Genomic DNA, 16939 nt, shown 5'->3' with positions numbered 1-16939 from the left:
AAAACGGGCAGGAATATTCGCGGGCTAACCCAGACCGAAGTGGCCGAGATTTATGGGGTAAGTGAACGGACTTATCAGCGTTGGGAACGGGGTGATGTGCGAGTGTCGTTTGATGATGTTTCGGCAATATGCGACCAGGTGTTTCGGTTAGGAATTGATGAAATAAGGGCGATGATTGATGGTGAAGAATAATGGCGAAGATTAATGTGCAGCAGCTGCAACACCAACAAGTGACCTTGAACATGAAAGCCTTGCGTCATGGCTTAACCCGCTGGGGTAACTATTGGGCCCATCAAGAACGCGGCCAAGGCTTTGCTAACCGAAGCCAGTGCGACAAGTTAGGCGAGGTGATTGTGTACGGTAGTGCTGCAGTAGTTGAGATAATGCCACCGCGTGATGTCAGACAGTTCGACATGATGATTGAACGCTTAGCACCCCAATGTATACGGGCCATTAGAGCGCACTATGTATGCAAAGGGCAGTGGGCATTGATGGGGTTCGATAGTAAGAAGTCTTATGTGTATTGGTTGAGACGCGCAGAGATAGGGTTAGGGGAGTGGTTATGATTATAAATATTATTGATGTTGATAGTGTGGCTTGTTGTAAGTAATTGATTTTGTTTGGCTTTTATTTTTAATTGTCATTGATTTTTTAATGGGTCCTTCTGGCTCGGTGTACTGCGGGGGAGGACAAGCGCAGTGCTTCACTACATATGAAAAATTTAGGGGGTTACGTTGTTGTTTTATAGGCTTGATCTCTGCTATTCAATTTTACCTAGAAAATAAACCTATTAAGCCAATGAATTAATAGTGTTTTACCCTACATTTGATGATACACAATTCCACTCATCTTTTGATCATCTTAAACCGCAACTTTTGATCGTCTAAATCTTTGTGTCCATAGCTTTAGTTTACTACTAAATATTTTGTGTCAGTCAATTCCCCCCTTTTAGGTGACCTGCACTTTGTTTACTTACAGTTGTAATTGGTTTCGAATGTATGTTAATGGTATGTGAAAAAACAGTCTAAAGGACTATGTTGAGAAAAATAGTGCTGTACTAATATATTAATATTGTTTGCTTTAGTTTTTGCATTTGATGTTAAGACTTTAATGTGCAATTCAAGTTTTTTATTTGAGTTTAAGAGACATTTAATTATTTTAATTCAGAGGTATAGTAGGAAATGTAGGATGTTATTAATCAATAAACTAAATAGTCGTTTTATCCGGCGAGCCGTTCAATAAGTTTTTAAGCTTATTATGTATTTAGTCCGAAATAGTCTAAAAACAAAGGAGAATGAAGATATGAGTAATCATAAATCACTAACGGAATTAGATTTGGCTGCTCACTATTCGAGCTTGCTAGAAGAGAAGCGCACACTATGGGTCTCATTTGAGAATAAAACGCAGCATTGGAGAGTTGGGGTTTGGGTGTATGAGGTTAGGCAGAAATTAAATTTGCCACCTCCAAATGGTTTTAAAGAATGGACCGGTGTGGTAGTTGGAGGCACAGATATCAAATCAGGCCAGAAACGCACTTCATACTTACAGGACAAAGTAAGAGGAGACTTCGGGGACGCAGGACTTATAGATTTAGTAAATGAAAATACAGGTCGTCGTCTCGCTTCATTCAATCTTAGATCTCAAGTGGCACAGCAGGGGAAATACTATCGATATATTCAATGGGCAATAGTGCCAAAAGAAAATCTTGGAGACGAGGCTTTTGGTTGGGAGTTCGAAGGTATATTAGAAGATGGAACTATCGATAAGTTTCAAGGTGTCGTTCTAGAGACTTTGTAATTGCTCTTTTAAATAAGTGGCCTAGCAAGTTACTCTTGCTGACCTGCTGCGCGGAACTAAATGCTGATTCAATTGAGTTTATTAAACTCATTGAATCAGCTAGACTTAAAAGATGTGATGGAACACCACAATGACAAGGGAATTGCAATTGAACACATACAAATCAAGCCTCATAACCAATTCAACATTGCTTCGCAGTTCAGAGCCTGCATCAAAAAAAGCAAATTTCTTTAGCATAAAGCGTACCCATTAACCTGGACTCGGCAGCAGCCAAGTCCTACAAATGGTTTGTGTCATGTAAGCAGGGAAACGCACAAATACTAAAACGTTAGCGCTCTGTATTACCAGCAAAAGGAGATGGACTTGGCTGCATTATATTATCAAGGTTACCAATTTTATTATTACAAGCTTAATTTGGGCTATGGTCTGCGTGATGGTGTTATCCCCGAAAAAACGAATGACCGTGCTAAATATGCATTGCGTAAACTTTTTAATCTAAGTCGGCTTCCGAATGGTTTTGTATTAGATGAAATTGATGAGTGGCAGTATGACTACTGGAAGGAACATGGCGAATTTAAAAAAGAATCATTTGAAGAGAGCATGGAAAGGCTCAATTTTGTAAAAGATAAAGATGGTGAATATGTCCATAAAAGTTTCTTGGATACGTAACGCTCTAACATGGTTTTTAAGTTGGACAAAACAGTCGGCTGTTTTCACTCCGTTCAAGATGTTAGCCAATAATTTTAGTCCGCTTATAGCGGCATTGAACTAAGCCGCTGCTAAGCGCCAAATGCTGGCTCAATCGAGTGTATTAACCTCATTGAATCAGCTAGACTTAAAAAAGATGTGATGGAACACCACAATGACAAGGGAATTGCAATTGAACACATACAAATCAAGCCTCATAATCAATTCAACATTGCTTTGCAGCCTAGAGCTCGCATCAAAAAAGCAAATTTCTTTAGCATAAAGCGTAGCCATTATCCTGGACTCGGCATCGGCCAAGTCCAACAAGCGGTTTGTGCCATGCAAACATCGCAATGCATAAATACTAAAACGTTATTTGTTAAGCAGTCGGTTAACTTTAGTTTGGTTTGTATCAAATAGTTCAGCAATCTTAGCTTCTGTAGTGCCATTGCTCTTCATTTCTCGCATTGTCGCTACGTCACTTGGAGAAAAGCTAGAAGTTGTATTATTTTTGATTTTGTCAGATAGCTTGTCGAGGTTGCCTTGGATGCTTTGTAATTCCATAATTGCGTCTAAAGCATCTTGAGGTGTTGTAAATTGTCCTTTAGACATATCATCTAGCATGGACTTGCGAGTATTTACTAGTTGCTCTTTACTAGTTTCGATGTGAGCTATTGTTGAACGGCTAAATTTAGCTTCCGCTCTAGACTCTACTTGGATAGAAGTTGTTGGTACATCATCATTTAGAATTCCCATAGCTTACCTTATTCATGTTAGTTTCTGTTTAATTAAGAAGGTAAGCCTACAGTGAATAGAAATATTATTCAACAATGAATAGAAATTTTATTCAATAGTGAATTAGTGGTGAAACACATAGTAAGCACTTTAAACGAAACAAAAAAACAGTTAGTTAGGCTCCGCCTCGCTACACATTATAACCAACTATTTTAGTCAGCTAAATGCGGCGTTGGTATCAAAACATAATCAACCCCCTTGGTTACCTACAAACAAAAATGGCTACTTGATGTAGCCATTTTTATGGGCGTTTAGTGGTGTTTTTAGCGTAAGCGGGCTTGTTTCTCTGCCAATCTTGCTAGTGTCGCAATTTGTTGGTTTGCGGCTTCACTGATTTCTAGCAATTGCTCAAGCGATAAAAAGCGGGGTTCGCGCATGTACTGCACTAATTTATCGCGGCTGGTGACAAACTGGTCATCATTTATCGGTTGCGAGCTCACTATTTTGCCGCCTTCCCATGTAAACATCATGCGCTGACGCTCAAACGGGTGTGTCGTGCGGCTAAGTCGCTTTTGGGCTTCGTTAAAGGCATTAATGAAGTTGATCTTAAGTTCGGCAGCTTTGGCACCGGTAAAGCCCATGACTAAAAACATAAAACCGTCTTTGGTCAGGTGGTAACACTTTAAATCACGCTGACTGGTGCCAACCTGTTGATTTTGCACGTTAGCCCAAAAGTGGGCTGACGTAAATTCACTTGGGGCATCTGCAAGTATTTCATCAATCTTACGTAAAACATGACTATGACGTTTGCCGAAATAATCAGCGACAACCAGTGAGTTGGTAATGGTTTGTTGGCCGTTAATAAAGACCAATTGCGCAGGGTAGTTTTTAGATTGTTGTAGGTTCATGGGTGACACTCCTGTGTTCGAGAGTAATCATCACCAAGTAGTCTCAATTAATTGGTGATGAGCTGAATGGGGTTGAGACTACCGTCACAGGAACGGCCAACCCGAAGGTTGCCCCATCCAGCCCACCATAGTAGAGGTGCGCCGAATCTCGCAATAAAAAACCAGCACTAGGCTGGCGACAATTGCGCCTGTGTTATAGCGGGGTCTCAATCCCGGCATTGGATTTTGCCAATGCCTAAACAGTATCGCCCCACTCAGGTGCATTTGTCAATTTGTTATCGCTTAAGGGAGTTATCAGTTAACTGAGTAATCGATAACCCATCAGCCATTTTATAAAGCTAATGTTGTGTCATCGAGTATCTTTGTTCACACGGCTATTTTAGTGTCTTTACTTTAGGTGGTGATGTTAGATGTTATTGCATAACAAATTTTACGTGCAAAAAATACATATATAAACCAACTAATATTGCCTATTGGAATAAACTATTTACTGATACACAATCAACGAAACAAAATGTAATTCGCTAGTTTTAAATGATTTAAATCACATTTGTATGAATCAAGTCATTGCACTTTTAAGAACAAATAGCGTAATCTGTAACAAATAAAAAATAAACGCAGGCCACACTCCTAAATCAATCGGAGAACGCCTTTCAGGGAAGAAGAAGCCAATCATTAGCTTGTAAAATCACAGATCATTTGAACCACACAAGCACAAAGTGAAAAGTTTACTCAGCCCCCGGTAATTAAATAAATGCGCTTTTAATATTAATAAAGACGTTAATAATCAAATTTTTGGAAATCTCATGGACAAAAACACTTCACAGATATTTAGTTTAATTTATGACTCCGAAGATACTAAGGATCATGAAATTGATGCTGCTACTTTGGGGCAAAGTTTGCTAAGCCTTAATGATTCATTGCAAGATGCAGATAAAGTGATCAACGGGGAGGATTCTTCGATAAAAGTCAGTGTAAAAGCTAATAAGCCGGGCTCTTTTGGTGTCGAATTTAGCATACAACAGCTAGCTGCTAATGCTATTGATATTCTACCAATTATTGGCGTTACAGCTGTCTCAGCAACTGCATTTGCTGGTTCCGTCATGGGTGTTATAAATGCAATGAAAAGTAAGAAAGTCAAAGTTGTTATTAGTAATGACGATGGTACTGCTACTATTGAGATGGAAGATGGCGAAAAAATTGTCTGTACACATGCCGTTCAAAAGCTAGTCACTAGCCCAATCTTTCGTAACAAATTTGAAGCACTCTTATTTAATGACGTAACAGAAAAACAGGGTGCTAAAGTTAAGTTTTTAAATAGTAATGAAGAAGTCATTCAAACTATTGAATCAGATGAGCTTATTCACTTCAAAAAACAGACTAAACAAACTGTAATTGAAGAAAATAGTAAAGACAAAGACATTGAAATTAGCTTCACACAAGTCAATTTTGACTCAAAAAGTGGCTGGCGAGTCTTACTTCCAAATGAAGAGTCTGATACAGCTGTAAAAATGAATGATAGCAGCTTTTTGAAAAGAATTAGCTCAAGAGAAGAAAACTTTATTAAAGGCGATTTTTTTAAGGTAAAATTACGCGAAACAACTAAATTTAAAACAGGTGCAAGTCCTTCAACTTCTTTCTCTATAGAGAAAGTTATACGTCACAGAGCTGACAAATCTAGGAAAATCATATAGTCATGAGTCTTTTTGATAGCTCATCTTTATTCATTGTTTCAGGAACCATCGGAGCGATTCTAGCGCTGCCGATGATTTATGATGTTTTCTTTATTTTATCGAAGAAACTAACTGAAAAATTGCTACAGAAGACTGAAGTTGAAGTAACTATCATTAAAGACGGATTACCAAGCCAATATACAATTCATTTGGATAATACCGAGCAGCTAGTAAAAGATCTGTTAGAGATAAAGAGAAATAGATTTGAACAAAAACTCTAATGCTGATTTAACAACTGCAAGTGGAATTAGCCTTGTCATCATTGCAATTGCTGAAAATCTACCTTATTCAGCTGAACTTGCATGGGTAAGACCTATAGCATTAGCTTTTGCGCCCGTATTATCAGGGGTTATAACTTACTTCATCAGTGACTTTGTAAAAAAGCAGAATCACTTAACAGATGTGCAGAAGCAAATGTTGACATCGCTTAATCTACAGAAAAAGCATATAGTTAAGTCGTTGAAAGGTAAGTATTTAAATGAGCAACAAAAAGCAGAGTGGCAAGGAAAGCTGAATGATAATACAAATGCTATTCATGAGGTCTACCAGCTAAGTATTACTCCCAAGTAGTTAATTTATATAAGGAAATATGTGATGTCAGTAAAAGAAATTATCGTTCAAGAGAATCTAGTTATTTTAGACTCAGTTACCTTTGCAGTTGAGTTCAGAGATCCATCCGTAATATCAATTCGCCAGCATCCGACGGGGCCGTGCTTTGTTTGTGGTCCAGCTCGAGCTGTTTTATCTGAAGAGCAAGCACAAGAGCTAATTGCAGCTGGTGTTACGGATCTACGATAGTTTATCAATTTTGCTCTCCTAACACCTCAACGTGCAAATACCCGCTGTTACCTTTTGCGACCCAAAATATGCCAATAACACTTGTACGTTGAGGTAGGTGTTGAGGTTGTATAATTTATCTTCTTTAAGAAAAGCAGCCATTTTTATGGTTTCCAAATGCAAAACCTAATTACTGAAAGCGTTTGGGATTGATTTAAATAACTCGGTTTTTAATCGAATTTGGCTGATAGAGTTATTCTTCAGCCTCGTTAGATGAATTCAAGGATAGGCTAGTGGCATCTGAAATAAAAAAGCTAGAAAGACGATATAAAGCGCGTAAAAAAATTAACGAGTTATCTTCAAAAGAAGAACATGTTCTAGTTATTCACTACTCATGTGAAAGTTTTTATGATCGCCCAGAAGGACAAACACCAAGAGTGACGTCTATTGCTGTTAGGAATTATGAGAGCGGGCAAACGACATCATTTTCTATACATAAAATTGCTGAGTTAAAGCATGTTGAATTTGCTGAAATTCAGCAGAATTACGATATGCTTGAGAAAGAAATGCTTCAAGAGTTTTATGACTACATGAAGCAGCATTCTTCGCATTACTGGATTCATTGGAATATGCGTGACATTAATTACGGATTTCCGGCTCTTGAACATAGGTTTAAGATTCTCGGTGGTGAACCATATATTTTGGATGATTCAAAAAAAGTTGATCTTTCAAGGGTGCTAGTAGCACTTTATACCAATGGTTATGCGCCCCATCCTCGTATTGTTAAGTTAATGGAGATGAACTTCATAACAGCTAAAGATTTACTTGATGGCGCAGGTGAAGCCACAGCTTTTGAAAATAAAGATTTTGTAAAACTTCATCAATCAACATTACGTAAAGTAGATGTTTTCTGTAACTTTCTAGGGCGTACGCTTGATGGTAGCTTAATAACTAAATCTACTTGGTGGGAGTTAAACGGCGGCTCTTTAAAAGCACTTGGTGAGTTTATTTCCAATAATTGGATATTCACATTAATTGCCGGTGTCGTTGGTATTGCCGCTGGCATTTACACATTCATCTAACAGGTTGCTTAAACGGATAAAACAAAACATTGCCCCACGATTATTGGCTACGAACAAAAAATGGCGACTCAATGTAGCCATTTTTATGGGCGTTTAACTGTGATTTTTTTCGTACATGGATGATCGATTTAAATGTCAAAAATATATAAATACTTTTCAAATGATGTAATCGAACTAGTCTTCCAAAAAGAAGGATTTTGCGGTGTAAAATGCTCTTTACCACAGGATTATAATGATCCTTTTGAGCTTTTCCTTGGTATGGATTTGAACACTCCTGCGGATCTACTTGCTTTTTATAATGATATTATTTCTGATATTCCACAAAGTCCTACCACATGCTTTTCTAAGTCCCCGATTGTTTCCCCTATGTGGGCGCATTATGCAAATAACCATACAGGATTCGTATTAGAATTTGATTTAGAGAGGTTGCAAGAACACTTTAAAGGTAACCCAATTTGGGATGTTACTTACAGGGATGCGCCAAGTGAGCACCTTCAGCCTATCCTCCAAAGAGCCGCTGTTTTAAAAAAACCACGTCACTCTTATGCCTTACAAGAATATATTTTTGTTGAATCATATTTTGCTAAATACGATGACTGGAAATACGAACAAGAATGTCGGTTTGTTGATATAAAAAGAGTAACTGAGAAAGTAGCTGGAAACGATATTTTATACATTCCCTGTGATTTGGTAACGGGCATTATTATTGGTTCAAAATACCCTAAGGAAAATATTGGTTTAGCTCAAGAAATAGCTGAAGAAAATGAATTGACTTGGTATGAGTTAGTCATTGGTAAAAGCCACCCGAAACCATATATGAAAAATGAATCTAAGGATGTTTTCATATTCTCTGATAGCGATATTTTAATTGCACCCAATACTTGCGATAGTTGCTCAGAGCCACTAGTAGCAGAGAGCGATTTATGTCCTTGGTGTAGCATCACCGAAGCCCATGAGGATGACGCTGTCAGAAGCAACCCATTTAGGATGTTAAATTCTATGGGCTTACTGGACAGTTACATGAAATCTATGGGTAAAATAGGAAAATAGTTTTTCTAAACAAAAACTAACAAATTGTTTTAAATGACAAAAAACAGTTGGCTTTTGCTCCTCTGCCGCTAATTTTAGCCAATAATTTTTTGTCAATTAATGCAGGCATTTATCTTATTCACTGTAGTTCGCATAATGTGATTCAGCGTGTTGAAGCCTAGTGGCTAACCTTTTTTGTCCATCAACAAGTTTGCCGATAGCTAGCGCACCATTTCTATTTGCAGCAAATCACTTAACCGATAACTTCTAAACCAAACCTAGAAGTTATCGGTTTTACATATCACACAAATTCAATTCGACCAACGCCATATGTGACGTAAAACACGCCATATATGGCGTATTTTCACCCCTAAAAACCGCTATAGTTTATATAAGCTTGATACCACTGCGTAACTGGCTTTGCTTCCTCTCTAGTTCCTTTTTGCTCCTCTTTGTTCATCTTTGCATACTCTAGTTACATCATCGCCGTTGGGCTTCTGTATTGGAGCCCTTTTTTTTGCTCATATTTACCAGGTGCTGCATGAATATTAAAACTAGGCTTTTGGCGCTGGGGTTATCTGGCGTGTTACTGACTGGCGGTGTGTTAGTTGCTACGGGTGAAGGTGAAGTATTACGCACCTATGTTGACCCTGCCGGCATTGAAACGGCCTGCTTTGGCCAAACTGGCCACAACATTAAACTTGGCATGGTGTTCACTCACCAGCAGTGTCTAGACATGCTGGCAACCAGCCTTAACACCTTTGACCGCGAATTGGTGAAACTCACCCCGCCATTAAGCGAGGGTGAACACATTGCTTACCTGAGTTTTATTTACAACATTGGGGCCGAGGCTTTTGGGGCTTCTACGCTGCGTAAAAAGTTGTGGGCAGGTGATCGCGTTGGCGCATGTAACGAGTTGCTAAGGTGGGTTTACGCCAAAAAGAAAAAGTTACCTGGTTTAGTTAAACGCCGCTCAAATGAGCGGCGTTATTGTTTGAGGGACTTGTAATGTTTAATGATTTTAAAACCACTGTGCTGTTATGCATTGTGCTGATCATGTCGGCTTTGTTGGGCATTACCGCGCTGGGTATTAACTCACTTAACGCCGCTAATAAAACATTAAGCCATGACTTACTGCAATCGCAAGTGAGTGTTGATGCGCTATTAAGCAGTAACGACAACCAAGCCGAACGCATTAACACGCTTGAACGTGATTACCGCGTGATGACCGAACTGAATGCCAGGCATAGAAAACAGGTTGTTGATTTACAAGCCACCCATGAAAGCAAAATAACTAAAGCCAATCTGATTAAGGACTCAACCGATGAACCGACAAAAGATTGGGCTAATGCTTTGTTGCCTGCTGATGCTTTGCAGCTGCTCAAGCCCGCCGATTGTCAAAGTGGTGACTCAAACCAAAACGGTTTATGTGTTACCGCCCCCTGATTGGCTTGAGCTTTGTGATAACCCACGTTTTATTGGGTTCTCAAATCTCGATTTACTGAATCATTCCCTTACTCAAACCAACGCGCTAGCAATGTGTAATGCAAACATGCAGCGCCTACAACAATGGCGGCAGCAATATGAGCATAACGACTGACCTTAGTGCAAAACTCACATCGTTATTGTCTTACCTTGCTTCGTTTTTTACCGCTGCTGGCAGTTATGTGAACGATATGGATATTGGGGTGTTAGTCGGCGTTTTGTGTGCTGTGTTTACCGCGTTTATTAACTGGTTTTATCAGGCCCGTAAGAGACAGGGTGAAAAACACATACAAACGTTGCAAGCACAATTACTCGCCAAACAATTGCAGCATATTGAACAAGAACGATGTAGCCATGTGTTAGACGATATTCACAAGGACTAGCTAATGGCACGTATTCCCACACCTGAAACCGAGCCCGTGCTACTGAATAAAACGGACCTGTGTAAAAGCTTGGGCATTAGTACCCAAGCGTTCGACAAGTGGGATGTGCCAATACACAGCAAAAAAGGCCGCGAGTGTTTGTACACCATGGCTGATGTTGTTGGTAATCGGGTGGCTAATGAGCGTAAAAAGCACATTAGCAGGCCAGTAGAAGATGAAGACGACAAACCCAATATTGAGTTTGAGCGTTACCGCTTAACCAAAGCGCAAGCCGATGGCCAAGAGCTTAAAAACGAAAAAGACCGTAAAGAAGTGGTTGAGGTGGCGTTTTGCTCGTTTGTGCTTAGCCGCATAGCCGCGCAAATATCGCCAGTGCTGGACCAAATACACATTCGGGTAAAACGTAAATTCCCCGACATGCCTGAACGCACAGTTGATGCGATTCGTGCAGAAGTGATTAAAAGCCAAAACACCGCCGCGCAGCTGGCCAACGGCATTGAGGATTTATTAGATGAGTATATCGGCAGCACAGATTAACAATCTGAAAGCTGCTGTGTCTGCTGGGCTTAAATCGTTTTATCGCCCCCCTGTTTTAACCTGTAGTGAATATGCCGACAGTCATTTTTATATGTCGTCTGAATCGTCATACACCGAAGGTAAATGGGAAAGCCTACCGTTTCAAATTGGCATATTGAATGCCATGGGTAACGACCAAATCACCACGCTGAATATTATGAAATCAGCGCGTGTGGGTTACACCAAAATGCTGATGGCCAATGCGGGTTACAAGATAGAACACAAAAAACGTAATGTGTTGATCTACCAGCCCCGTGACGGTGCTGCCAAAACGTTTATGAAAAAGCACGTTGAAACCGCCATACGTGACATGCCGATTTGGAAAGCCCTAGCACCGTGGATTGGCCGCAAGCATAAAGACAGTACCTTAGAAGATAAAATTTTCAGCAACGGTAAAACCTTAATGGTGCGTGGTGGTACCGCGGCTGCTAATTACCGTGAAATATCCACCGATGATGTGATTTACGATGAGTTAGCCGGTTTTGATGAGTCAATCGAACACGAAGGTAACGCCACCTCGTTAGGTGACACCCGTGTTGAGTTGTCGATGTTTCCTAAATCGATACGGGGTTCAACCCCTAAAGTATTAGGCAGTTGCCAAATTGAAAAGGCCTGTAGCGAAAGCCAGTACCAATTTAGATTTAACCTACCATGCCCACATTGTGATGAACTACAGCATTTAAAGTGGGGCGGTAAAACTGAACCCTTTGGTATTAAATGGCAAGGCAACGACCCTAACACTGCGTATTACGTGTGCGAACACTGCGGTTGCTGCATTGAAAACAATCAACTGCACGATATGGAAGAGCACCCCCGCGCGGTATGGATATGCGACAAAACCGGAGTGAGAACAACCGACTTTATTTCATTTTTTGATAAAGACGGCAACGACTTTTTAACCCCTGAAAATATCTCAATTTATATCTGGTCGGCCTATAACACGCTTAACAGCTGGGCCAAATTAGTTACCGAGTTTTACAAAGCCAAAGGCGATAAAGAAAAGCTGCAAACCTTTGTTAATACCAAACTGGGCCAGCCGTGGGACAACGACAACGGCGAACGGATTGAATGGGAAGACTTAGCCCGCAGGCGTGAAATGTACCCCAACGGCAATATGCCCGATTGGGTTGTGTATTTAACCGCTGGGGTAGATACCCAAGACGACCGTTACGAAGGCCGTGTTTGGGGCTGGGGTGCAGGTAAAGAATGTGCCTTAATCGATAGGTTTATTTTATATGGTGACCCAGCAAGCCAAGTGCTGCTGGATAAAGTGGCCCTGCGGTTAAATCAAAGCTACACCCGTAATGACGGTATTGTGTTGAGCATTGGCACCAGCTGTTGGGATTCGGGCGGTCACTACACTGACACGGTTTACTCCATGAGTAAAAAGCTAGGGTTGTTTCGTGTGGTACCGATTAGGGGTGCCAATATGTACGGCAAGCCGATTGCTAATTTCCCCCGAAAACGAAGTAACAAAGGCGTGTACTTAACCGAGGTGGGTACCGACAACGCCAAAGAGTTGATTATGGCCATGATGCGCACTCAACCCAGTGTTGATACACGCACAGCTGGCGCAATTCATTTACCGCTTAACGACAGCATTTGTGATGACACCGAACTGCAACAGTTAACGTCTGAACGCAAAATGCCTACTCGTCGCGACGGTCGCATTGTGTACCGCTGGGAAGCAGGCGGCAGGCGTAACGAAGCGCTCGACTGCTTTGTGTATGCCTTGGCTGCGCTGTATATCGCTATTGATCGCTTTGGCATTAATCTCGACTCGCTCAGTAAAGTGGTAACAAATAAAGATGAAACCCCATCATCAGTTGATGAATCCCCACAACCTAAAAAACCGAAACAAGCCCCAGCTAATAACTGGCTTAATGGCGGCTCGGCTAAATCAGGAGGCTGGCTGTAATGTCAAAGCAACAAGCGACAGAAATGGTCGCGCTGTATATCGAGGCCGAAAAGGAGGTGTTGGCGGGTAAAACCGTTAGCGTTAACGGCAAGCTGATGACCAGCGAAGACCTAGAACAAATTCGCAAAGGTCGCATTGAATGGCAGCGCACCCTAAGCATGTTTACCCGTCCACGGGGTACCACACTCGCCCGATTTAACTAGGAATCAATATGAGCATTATTAACGATGCACTATCGTATTTATCCCCTGGCTGGGCGTTAAAACGACAAGCAGCAGCCATGAGTTATCGCAACCTTAAAGGTTACGAAGCTGCCAGCCCAAGCCGAACCCATAAAGCCAATAAAGAAGGACGCGGCGCCAACCAAGCGGTATTTGCCGCAGGTAAAAGCTTGCGTGAACAAGCGCGTTGGTTAGATGAAAACCACGACCTGAGTATTGGCATTTTAGACCGCATGGAAGAGCGGGTAATTGGTGCCCAAGGCATTGTGGTTGAGCCACAGCCCCGCAGTATCAGCGGTGAAATACTGGATGATTTAGCCAATGAAATACAACGCCGATTTGCTAGCTGGTCATTAAAGCCTGACGTAACAGGGCGCTTTACTCGCCCCGAGCTTGAACGCTTAGTGTTACGTACCGCATTGCGTGATGGTGAGGTGTTTGGCCAGCAAGTGCGCGGTAAAACCGCTAAGTTTGGTCACCCAAACCCACAAGGCACCCAATACAGTATTGAGGCGTTAGAGCCTGATTATATTCCGTTTGAACTTAACGATGTATCAACGCGCGTTCGCCAAGGGTTAGAGGTGAACGGTTGGGGGCAGGTGGTGAAATACCATGTGTTGCTTGATCACCCCGCTGACCAAATCGGTTTTCGCTTTAAAACTAAAGCCGTACCCGCCAGTAATATGCTGCACCTTGGCTTGTTTAAGCGCCTGCACCAGCTGCGCGGTATTAGTATTTTTCATGGCATTTTAACCCGTCTTGGCGACATTAAAGACTATGAAGAATCTGAACGTGTTGCTGCCCGTATTGCTGCAGCGTTAGCGTTTTACATTAAACGCGGTGACGCCACTATGTTTACGCCCTCCCAAGGCGAAAGCCAAAACCGCGAAATTAACATTGCACCAGGTATGACGTTTGACGACCTCGCACCCGGTGAAGATGTGGGCATGATTGAGTCAAACCGCCCCAATGTGCATTTGGTTGATTTTCGTAATGGTCAGTTAAAAGCCTGCGCTGCGGGCACCCGAGGAAGTTACTCGAGCATTGCCCGTGATTATCAAGGCAGTTACTCAAGCCAGCGCCAAGAGCTGGTTGAGCAAGACGAATCAAACCGCATTATGCAGCAATGGTTTTGTGCCGGTTGGGCGCGACCTGCGTTTAGAAACTGGTTGCAAATGGAGTTAATGAACAAGCAAGACCGATTAGTGCTACCGCCAGACTTAGACATGCGCACCTTGTTTGATGCCGTTTATTACGGCCCGACCATGCCATGGATTGACCCCCGTAAAGAGTCCCAAGGTTGGGAAATGATGATAGCCGGTAATGCCGCTACCGAGGCTGACTGGGCAAGGGCCCGTGGCCGTAATCCAAGCGAAGTTAAACGCCAGCGTCAACGTGAGCTGAAGTTTAACCGCGACAACGACATGGTTACGGGTAACGACCCAGTACCACAAAACGGAGATTCCCCAAGTGAAAAAGACCAAGGTTCATCTGGCGCTGGCCGCCGCAATGGTGCTGGCACCACAAGCAAGCCTGACCCTGACACCGACCAATAAGCCTGATAAAAGCTGGTACAGCTTAAAGGCGCAAAACGGTAATGCCGAGCTAATGATTTATGACGAAATTGGCGGCTGGGGCATTAGTGCTCGTCAGTTCGCCAATGACTTACAAGCATTAGGCAAAATCGGCACCTTAACCGCGCGCATTCATTCACCGGGTGGTGATGTGTTTGAAGGCATGGCGATTTACAACATGATTAAAGGCCATCCCGCGCACAAGGTTTGCCATATTGACGGGCTTGCCGCATCAATGGCCAGTGTGATTGCCATGGCCTTTGATGAAGTGATTATGCCCGAAAACGCCATGATGATGGTGCATAAGCCATGGGGCGGCACCTTAGGTGATGCTAATGACATGCGCAAATACGCTGACTTACTCGACAAAGTAGAAGGCAATTTAGTTGGCGCGTATCAACAAAAAACAGGTTTGCCAGAAGATGAGTTACACACGCTTTTGGCGGCTGAAACATGGCTAACTGGCCGCGAAGCGGTTGAAAAAGGTTTCGCCAACACCCTCACTGAACCGCTGCAAATGGCGGCTTCGCTTAACTCAAAAAGACTCAAGGACTTTACTAATATGCCTGAAGCTCTAAAAAACCTGTTTGCACCACAGGGTAATGTACCTGGTGCAACTAATACGCCTGCGCCAGCAGCCACTAACACCCCTGCGCCATCGGCTACCATTCCAGCCGCTTCGGTACCCGCACCCGCGGCACCTTCTGCAGCGGATATTCAAGCGGCGGCTAAGGCAATGAACAAAGCGCGGATTGACGGTATTAACAGTGCCTTTGCGCATTTTCCGCAATTAACCGAGCTTAAAAATAGCTGTATTGCCAATGATGATGTTGACGCAGAAAAAGCCAAAGACATGATTTTGGCTAAGTTGGGTGAAGGTATTACGCCATGCGCTGTGCAGCCTAAAAGTGTGATCATTCATGCTAGCAACGGTAACATTGTGGGTGATTCGATTCGTGCGCAGTTAATGGCGCGTGCAGGCCATGAAGCCGCCCATAAAGATAATGCTTATGGCAGTTACAATTTACGTGAGCTTGCCCGTGCATCATTAGCAGATCGCGGCATTGGTTGTGCGGGTATGAATGTCATGCAAATGGTGGGGTTAGCCTTTACTCATACTTCATCTGATTTTGGCAACATCATGTTAGATGTGGCGAATAAGTCAGTGCTAAAAGGTTGGGCCGAAGCGGCTGAAACCTTTGAACGTATCGCCAAAAAAGGTCAGTTAAGTGACTTTAAAGTGGCGCATCGTATCGGCATGGGTGAGTTTAAAAGCTTGCCAGAAGTCAAAGACGGTGCTGAATACAAGTATGTCACCATTGGTGATCATGCTGAGAAAATTGCCTTGGCAACTTACGGCGGTATTTTCACGTTAACACGCCAAACGGTTATCAATGATGACATGGACATGTTAATGGGTGTACCGATGAAAATGGGTAAAGCAGCCAAGCGCACCATTGGTGATTTGTTCTGGGCCGTGTTAACCAAAAACACCAAAATGAACGATGGCAAAGCCTTGTTCCATGCTGATCATGGCAACCTTGCTTCAGGTGCACCAAGCGTTGAAGCGTTTAGCCTTGCGGCTGAATTAATGGAATCGCAAATGATTGGCGAGTCACCGTTAAATATCATGCCTGCGTTTGCATTAGTACCACCAAACCTTAAGCGTGCGGTGTTGCAAATTATTCAGTCAACATCGGTTAAAGGCACTGATGCCAACTCAGGTATTGCTAACCCCATTCGTGACTTTGTTGAGGTGTTGTCAGAACCCCGCCTTAAAGCAAAAAGCGATAAAGAGTGGTACTTAACCGCTGCGCAGGGGGAAGACACTATTGAAGTGGCTTACCTTGACGGTATCGACACACCATACATTGAGCAGCAACAAGGCTTTACTGTTGATGGTGTGGCAACCAAAGTGCGTATTGATGCGGGTGTATCACCGCTTGATCACCGTGGGTTGGTTAAATCAACGGGTGTGTAAATTCGCTAATCATCAAGTTAATAACATTAGGCCGCTGCCATTTAGGTAACGGC

21 protein-coding genes are annotated in these 16939 nt (G+C 42.4%); 19 read left to right on the top strand and 2 right to left on the bottom strand.

The genetic code is table 11. The features are described 5' to 3' along the window. From NE535_RS11460 to NE535_RS11445, 4 genes are all read left to right on the top strand, one after another. Positions 1 to 192, top strand: a 192-nt coding sequence (locus NE535_RS11460) for a helix-turn-helix transcriptional regulator (RefSeq protein WP_261298772.1), incomplete at its 5' end; no start/stop codon positions are given. Then, the gene (locus tag NE535_RS11455; RefSeq protein ID WP_261298771.1) at positions 192 to 566 is read left to right on the top strand and encodes a hypothetical protein; all 375 of its coding nucleotides are present in this window, start codon (positions 192 to 194) and stop codon (positions 564 to 566) included. The genes NE535_RS11460 and NE535_RS11455, both read left to right, overlap by 1 nt. Positions 567 to 1302: 736 nt before the next feature. Further along, positions 1303 to 1797 carry a hypothetical protein gene (locus tag NE535_RS11450; RefSeq protein ID WP_261298770.1) on the top strand — a complete coding sequence of 165 codons (495 nt, stop codon included), beginning with the start codon at positions 1303 to 1305 and terminating at the stop codon, positions 1795 to 1797. Positions 1798 to 2160: 363 nt separating this feature from the next. After that, the gene (locus tag NE535_RS11445; protein WP_261298769.1) at positions 2161 to 2466 is read left to right on the top strand and encodes a hypothetical protein; all 306 of its coding nucleotides are present in this window, start codon (positions 2161 to 2163) and stop codon (positions 2464 to 2466) included. A gap of 390 nt (positions 2467 to 2856) precedes the next feature. On the opposite strand, the gene NE535_RS11440 is transcribed toward NE535_RS11445, so the two are convergent. Both NE535_RS11440 and NE535_RS11435 read right to left on the bottom strand, forming a co-directional pair. Next, positions 2857 to 3240, bottom strand: coding sequence for a hypothetical protein (locus tag NE535_RS11440; protein ID WP_261298768.1), 384 nt, complete (start codon positions 3238 to 3240; stop codon positions 2857 to 2859). A 302-nt stretch (positions 3241 to 3542) separates the two neighbouring features. After that, entirely contained in the window at positions 3543 to 4127 is a 585-nt protein-coding gene (locus NE535_RS11435; protein WP_261298767.1) for a Rha family transcriptional regulator, read from the bottom strand. An 806-nt stretch (positions 4128 to 4933) separates the two neighbouring features. On the opposite strand from NE535_RS11435, the gene NE535_RS11430 reads away from it, so the two are divergent. From NE535_RS11430 to NE535_RS11365, 15 genes are all read left to right on the top strand, one after another. Next, positions 4934 to 5821 carry an LAPAL motif-containing putative phage structural protein gene (locus NE535_RS11430; protein ID WP_261298766.1) on the top strand — a complete coding sequence of 296 codons (888 nt, stop codon included), beginning with the start codon at positions 4934 to 4936 and terminating at the stop codon, positions 5819 to 5821. Positions 5822 to 5823: 2 nt separating this feature from the next. Next, a complete protein-coding gene (locus NE535_RS11425) occupies positions 5824 to 6081 on the top strand; it encodes a hypothetical protein (RefSeq protein ID WP_261298765.1) in 258 nt (85 codons plus the stop codon). Then, on the top strand, positions 6065 to 6430 hold the full coding sequence (locus NE535_RS11420; protein ID WP_261298764.1) for a hypothetical protein: 366 nt from the start codon (positions 6065 to 6067) through the stop codon (positions 6428 to 6430). Before NE535_RS11425 ends, NE535_RS11420 begins: the two co-directional genes overlap by 17 nt. A gap of 24 nt (positions 6431 to 6454) precedes the next feature. Further along, positions 6455 to 6658 carry a hypothetical protein gene (locus tag NE535_RS11415; RefSeq protein ID WP_261298763.1) on the top strand — a complete coding sequence of 68 codons (204 nt, stop codon included), beginning with the start codon at positions 6455 to 6457 and terminating at the stop codon, positions 6656 to 6658. A gap of 272 nt (positions 6659 to 6930) precedes the next feature. Beyond that, on the top strand, positions 6931 to 7719 hold the full coding sequence (locus tag NE535_RS11410; protein WP_261298762.1) for a hypothetical protein: 789 nt from the start codon (positions 6931 to 6933) through the stop codon (positions 7717 to 7719). 132 nt (positions 7720 to 7851) lie between these two features. Beyond that, on the top strand, positions 7852 to 8769 hold the full coding sequence (locus NE535_RS11405) for a DUF2971 domain-containing protein (RefSeq protein ID WP_261298761.1): 918 nt from the start codon (positions 7852 to 7854) through the stop codon (positions 8767 to 8769). A 520-nt stretch (positions 8770 to 9289) separates the two neighbouring features. Beyond that, on the top strand, positions 9290 to 9757 hold the full coding sequence (locus tag NE535_RS11400; protein ID WP_261298760.1) for a lysozyme: 468 nt from the start codon (positions 9290 to 9292) through the stop codon (positions 9755 to 9757). Beyond that, positions 9757 to 10194 (top strand): hypothetical protein, encoded by a 438-nt coding sequence (locus tag NE535_RS11395; protein ID WP_261298759.1) that lies wholly within the window; start codon positions 9757 to 9759, stop codon positions 10192 to 10194. Before NE535_RS11400 ends, NE535_RS11395 begins: the two co-directional genes overlap by 1 nt. Next, positions 10097 to 10348, top strand: a complete 252-nt coding sequence (gene lysC / locus NE535_RS18750; RefSeq protein ID WP_425347456.1) for an Rz1-like lysis system protein LysC — start codon at positions 10097 to 10099, stop codon at positions 10346 to 10348. Before NE535_RS11395 ends, lysC begins: the two co-directional genes overlap by 98 nt. Beyond that, entirely contained in the window at positions 10332 to 10616 is a 285-nt protein-coding gene (locus tag NE535_RS11390) for a phage holin family protein (RefSeq protein WP_261298758.1), read from the top strand. The genes lysC and NE535_RS11390 overlap by 17 nt, the downstream gene beginning before the upstream one ends. A gap of 3 nt (positions 10617 to 10619) precedes the next feature. Next, a complete protein-coding gene (locus NE535_RS11385; RefSeq protein ID WP_261298757.1) occupies positions 10620 to 11153 on the top strand; it encodes a terminase small subunit in 534 nt (177 codons plus the stop codon). Next, positions 11128 to 13110 carry a phage terminase large subunit family protein gene (locus NE535_RS11380; protein ID WP_261298756.1) on the top strand — a complete coding sequence of 661 codons (1983 nt, stop codon included), beginning with the start codon at positions 11128 to 11130 and terminating at the stop codon, positions 13108 to 13110. Before NE535_RS11385 ends, NE535_RS11380 begins: the two co-directional genes overlap by 26 nt. Continuing rightward, positions 13110 to 13313, top strand: a complete 204-nt coding sequence (locus NE535_RS11375; RefSeq protein WP_261298755.1) for a hypothetical protein — start codon at positions 13110 to 13112, stop codon at positions 13311 to 13313. Before NE535_RS11380 ends, NE535_RS11375 begins: the two co-directional genes overlap by 1 nt. A gap of 8 nt (positions 13314 to 13321) precedes the next feature. After that, positions 13322 to 14887 carry a phage portal protein gene (locus tag NE535_RS11370; protein ID WP_261298754.1) on the top strand — a complete coding sequence of 522 codons (1566 nt, stop codon included), beginning with the start codon at positions 13322 to 13324 and terminating at the stop codon, positions 14885 to 14887. Beyond that, complete coding sequence (locus NE535_RS11365; protein ID WP_261298753.1) at positions 14802 to 16886, top strand: ClpP-like prohead protease/major capsid protein fusion protein; 2085 nt, start codon at positions 14802 to 14804, stop codon at positions 16884 to 16886. Before NE535_RS11370 ends, NE535_RS11365 begins: the two co-directional genes overlap by 86 nt. The last annotated feature ends 53 nt before the right edge of the window (positions 16887 to 16939 follow it).

Origin of the sequence: Shewanella holmiensis (assembly GCF_025370255.1) — a bacterium.
Lineage (GTDB): Bacteria > Pseudomonadota > Gammaproteobacteria > Enterobacterales > Shewanellaceae > Shewanella > Shewanella holmiensis.
This window is presented reverse-complemented; position numbering and strand designations above follow the sequence as displayed.

Bases quoted from the DNA above. Each gene is read 5' to 3' on its own strand.
- NE535_RS11455 (WP_261298771.1), top strand. From the start codon at position 192: ATGGCGAAGATTAATGTGCAGCAGCTGCAACACCAACAAGTGACCTTG.
- NE535_RS11450 (WP_261298770.1), top strand. From the start codon at position 1,303: ATGAGTAATCATAAATCACTAACGGAATTAGATTTGGCTGCTCACTAT.
- NE535_RS11440 (WP_261298768.1), bottom strand. From the start codon at position 3,240: ATGGGAATTCTAAATGATGATGTACCAACAACTTCTATCCAAGTAGAG.
- NE535_RS11435 (WP_261298767.1), bottom strand. From the start codon at position 4,127: ATGAACCTACAACAATCTAAAAACTACCCTGCGCAATTGGTCTTTATT.
- NE535_RS11430 (WP_261298766.1), top strand. From the start codon at position 4,934: ATGGACAAAAACACTTCACAGATATTTAGTTTAATTTATGACTCCGAA.
- NE535_RS11425 (WP_261298765.1), top strand. From the start codon at position 5,824: ATGAGTCTTTTTGATAGCTCATCTTTATTCATTGTTTCAGGAACCATC.
- NE535_RS11415 (WP_261298763.1), top strand. From the start codon at position 6,455: ATGTCAGTAAAAGAAATTATCGTTCAAGAGAATCTAGTTATTTTAGAC.
- NE535_RS11405 (WP_261298761.1), top strand. From the start codon at position 7,852: ATGTCAAAAATATATAAATACTTTTCAAATGATGTAATCGAACTAGTC.
- NE535_RS11400 (WP_261298760.1), top strand. From the start codon at position 9,290: ATGAATATTAAAACTAGGCTTTTGGCGCTGGGGTTATCTGGCGTGTTA.
- NE535_RS11395 (WP_261298759.1), top strand. From the start codon at position 9,757: ATGTTTAATGATTTTAAAACCACTGTGCTGTTATGCATTGTGCTGATC.
- lysC (WP_425347456.1), top strand. From the start codon at position 10,097: ATGCTTTGTTGCCTGCTGATGCTTTGCAGCTGCTCAAGCCCGCCGATT.
- NE535_RS11390 (WP_261298758.1), top strand. From the start codon at position 10,332: ATGAGCATAACGACTGACCTTAGTGCAAAACTCACATCGTTATTGTCT.
- NE535_RS11385 (WP_261298757.1), top strand. From the start codon at position 10,620: ATGGCACGTATTCCCACACCTGAAACCGAGCCCGTGCTACTGAATAAA.
- NE535_RS11380 (WP_261298756.1), top strand. From the start codon at position 11,128: ATGAGTATATCGGCAGCACAGATTAACAATCTGAAAGCTGCTGTGTCT.
- NE535_RS11375 (WP_261298755.1), top strand. From the start codon at position 13,110: ATGTCAAAGCAACAAGCGACAGAAATGGTCGCGCTGTATATCGAGGCC.
- NE535_RS11370 (WP_261298754.1), top strand. From the start codon at position 13,322: ATGAGCATTATTAACGATGCACTATCGTATTTATCCCCTGGCTGGGCG.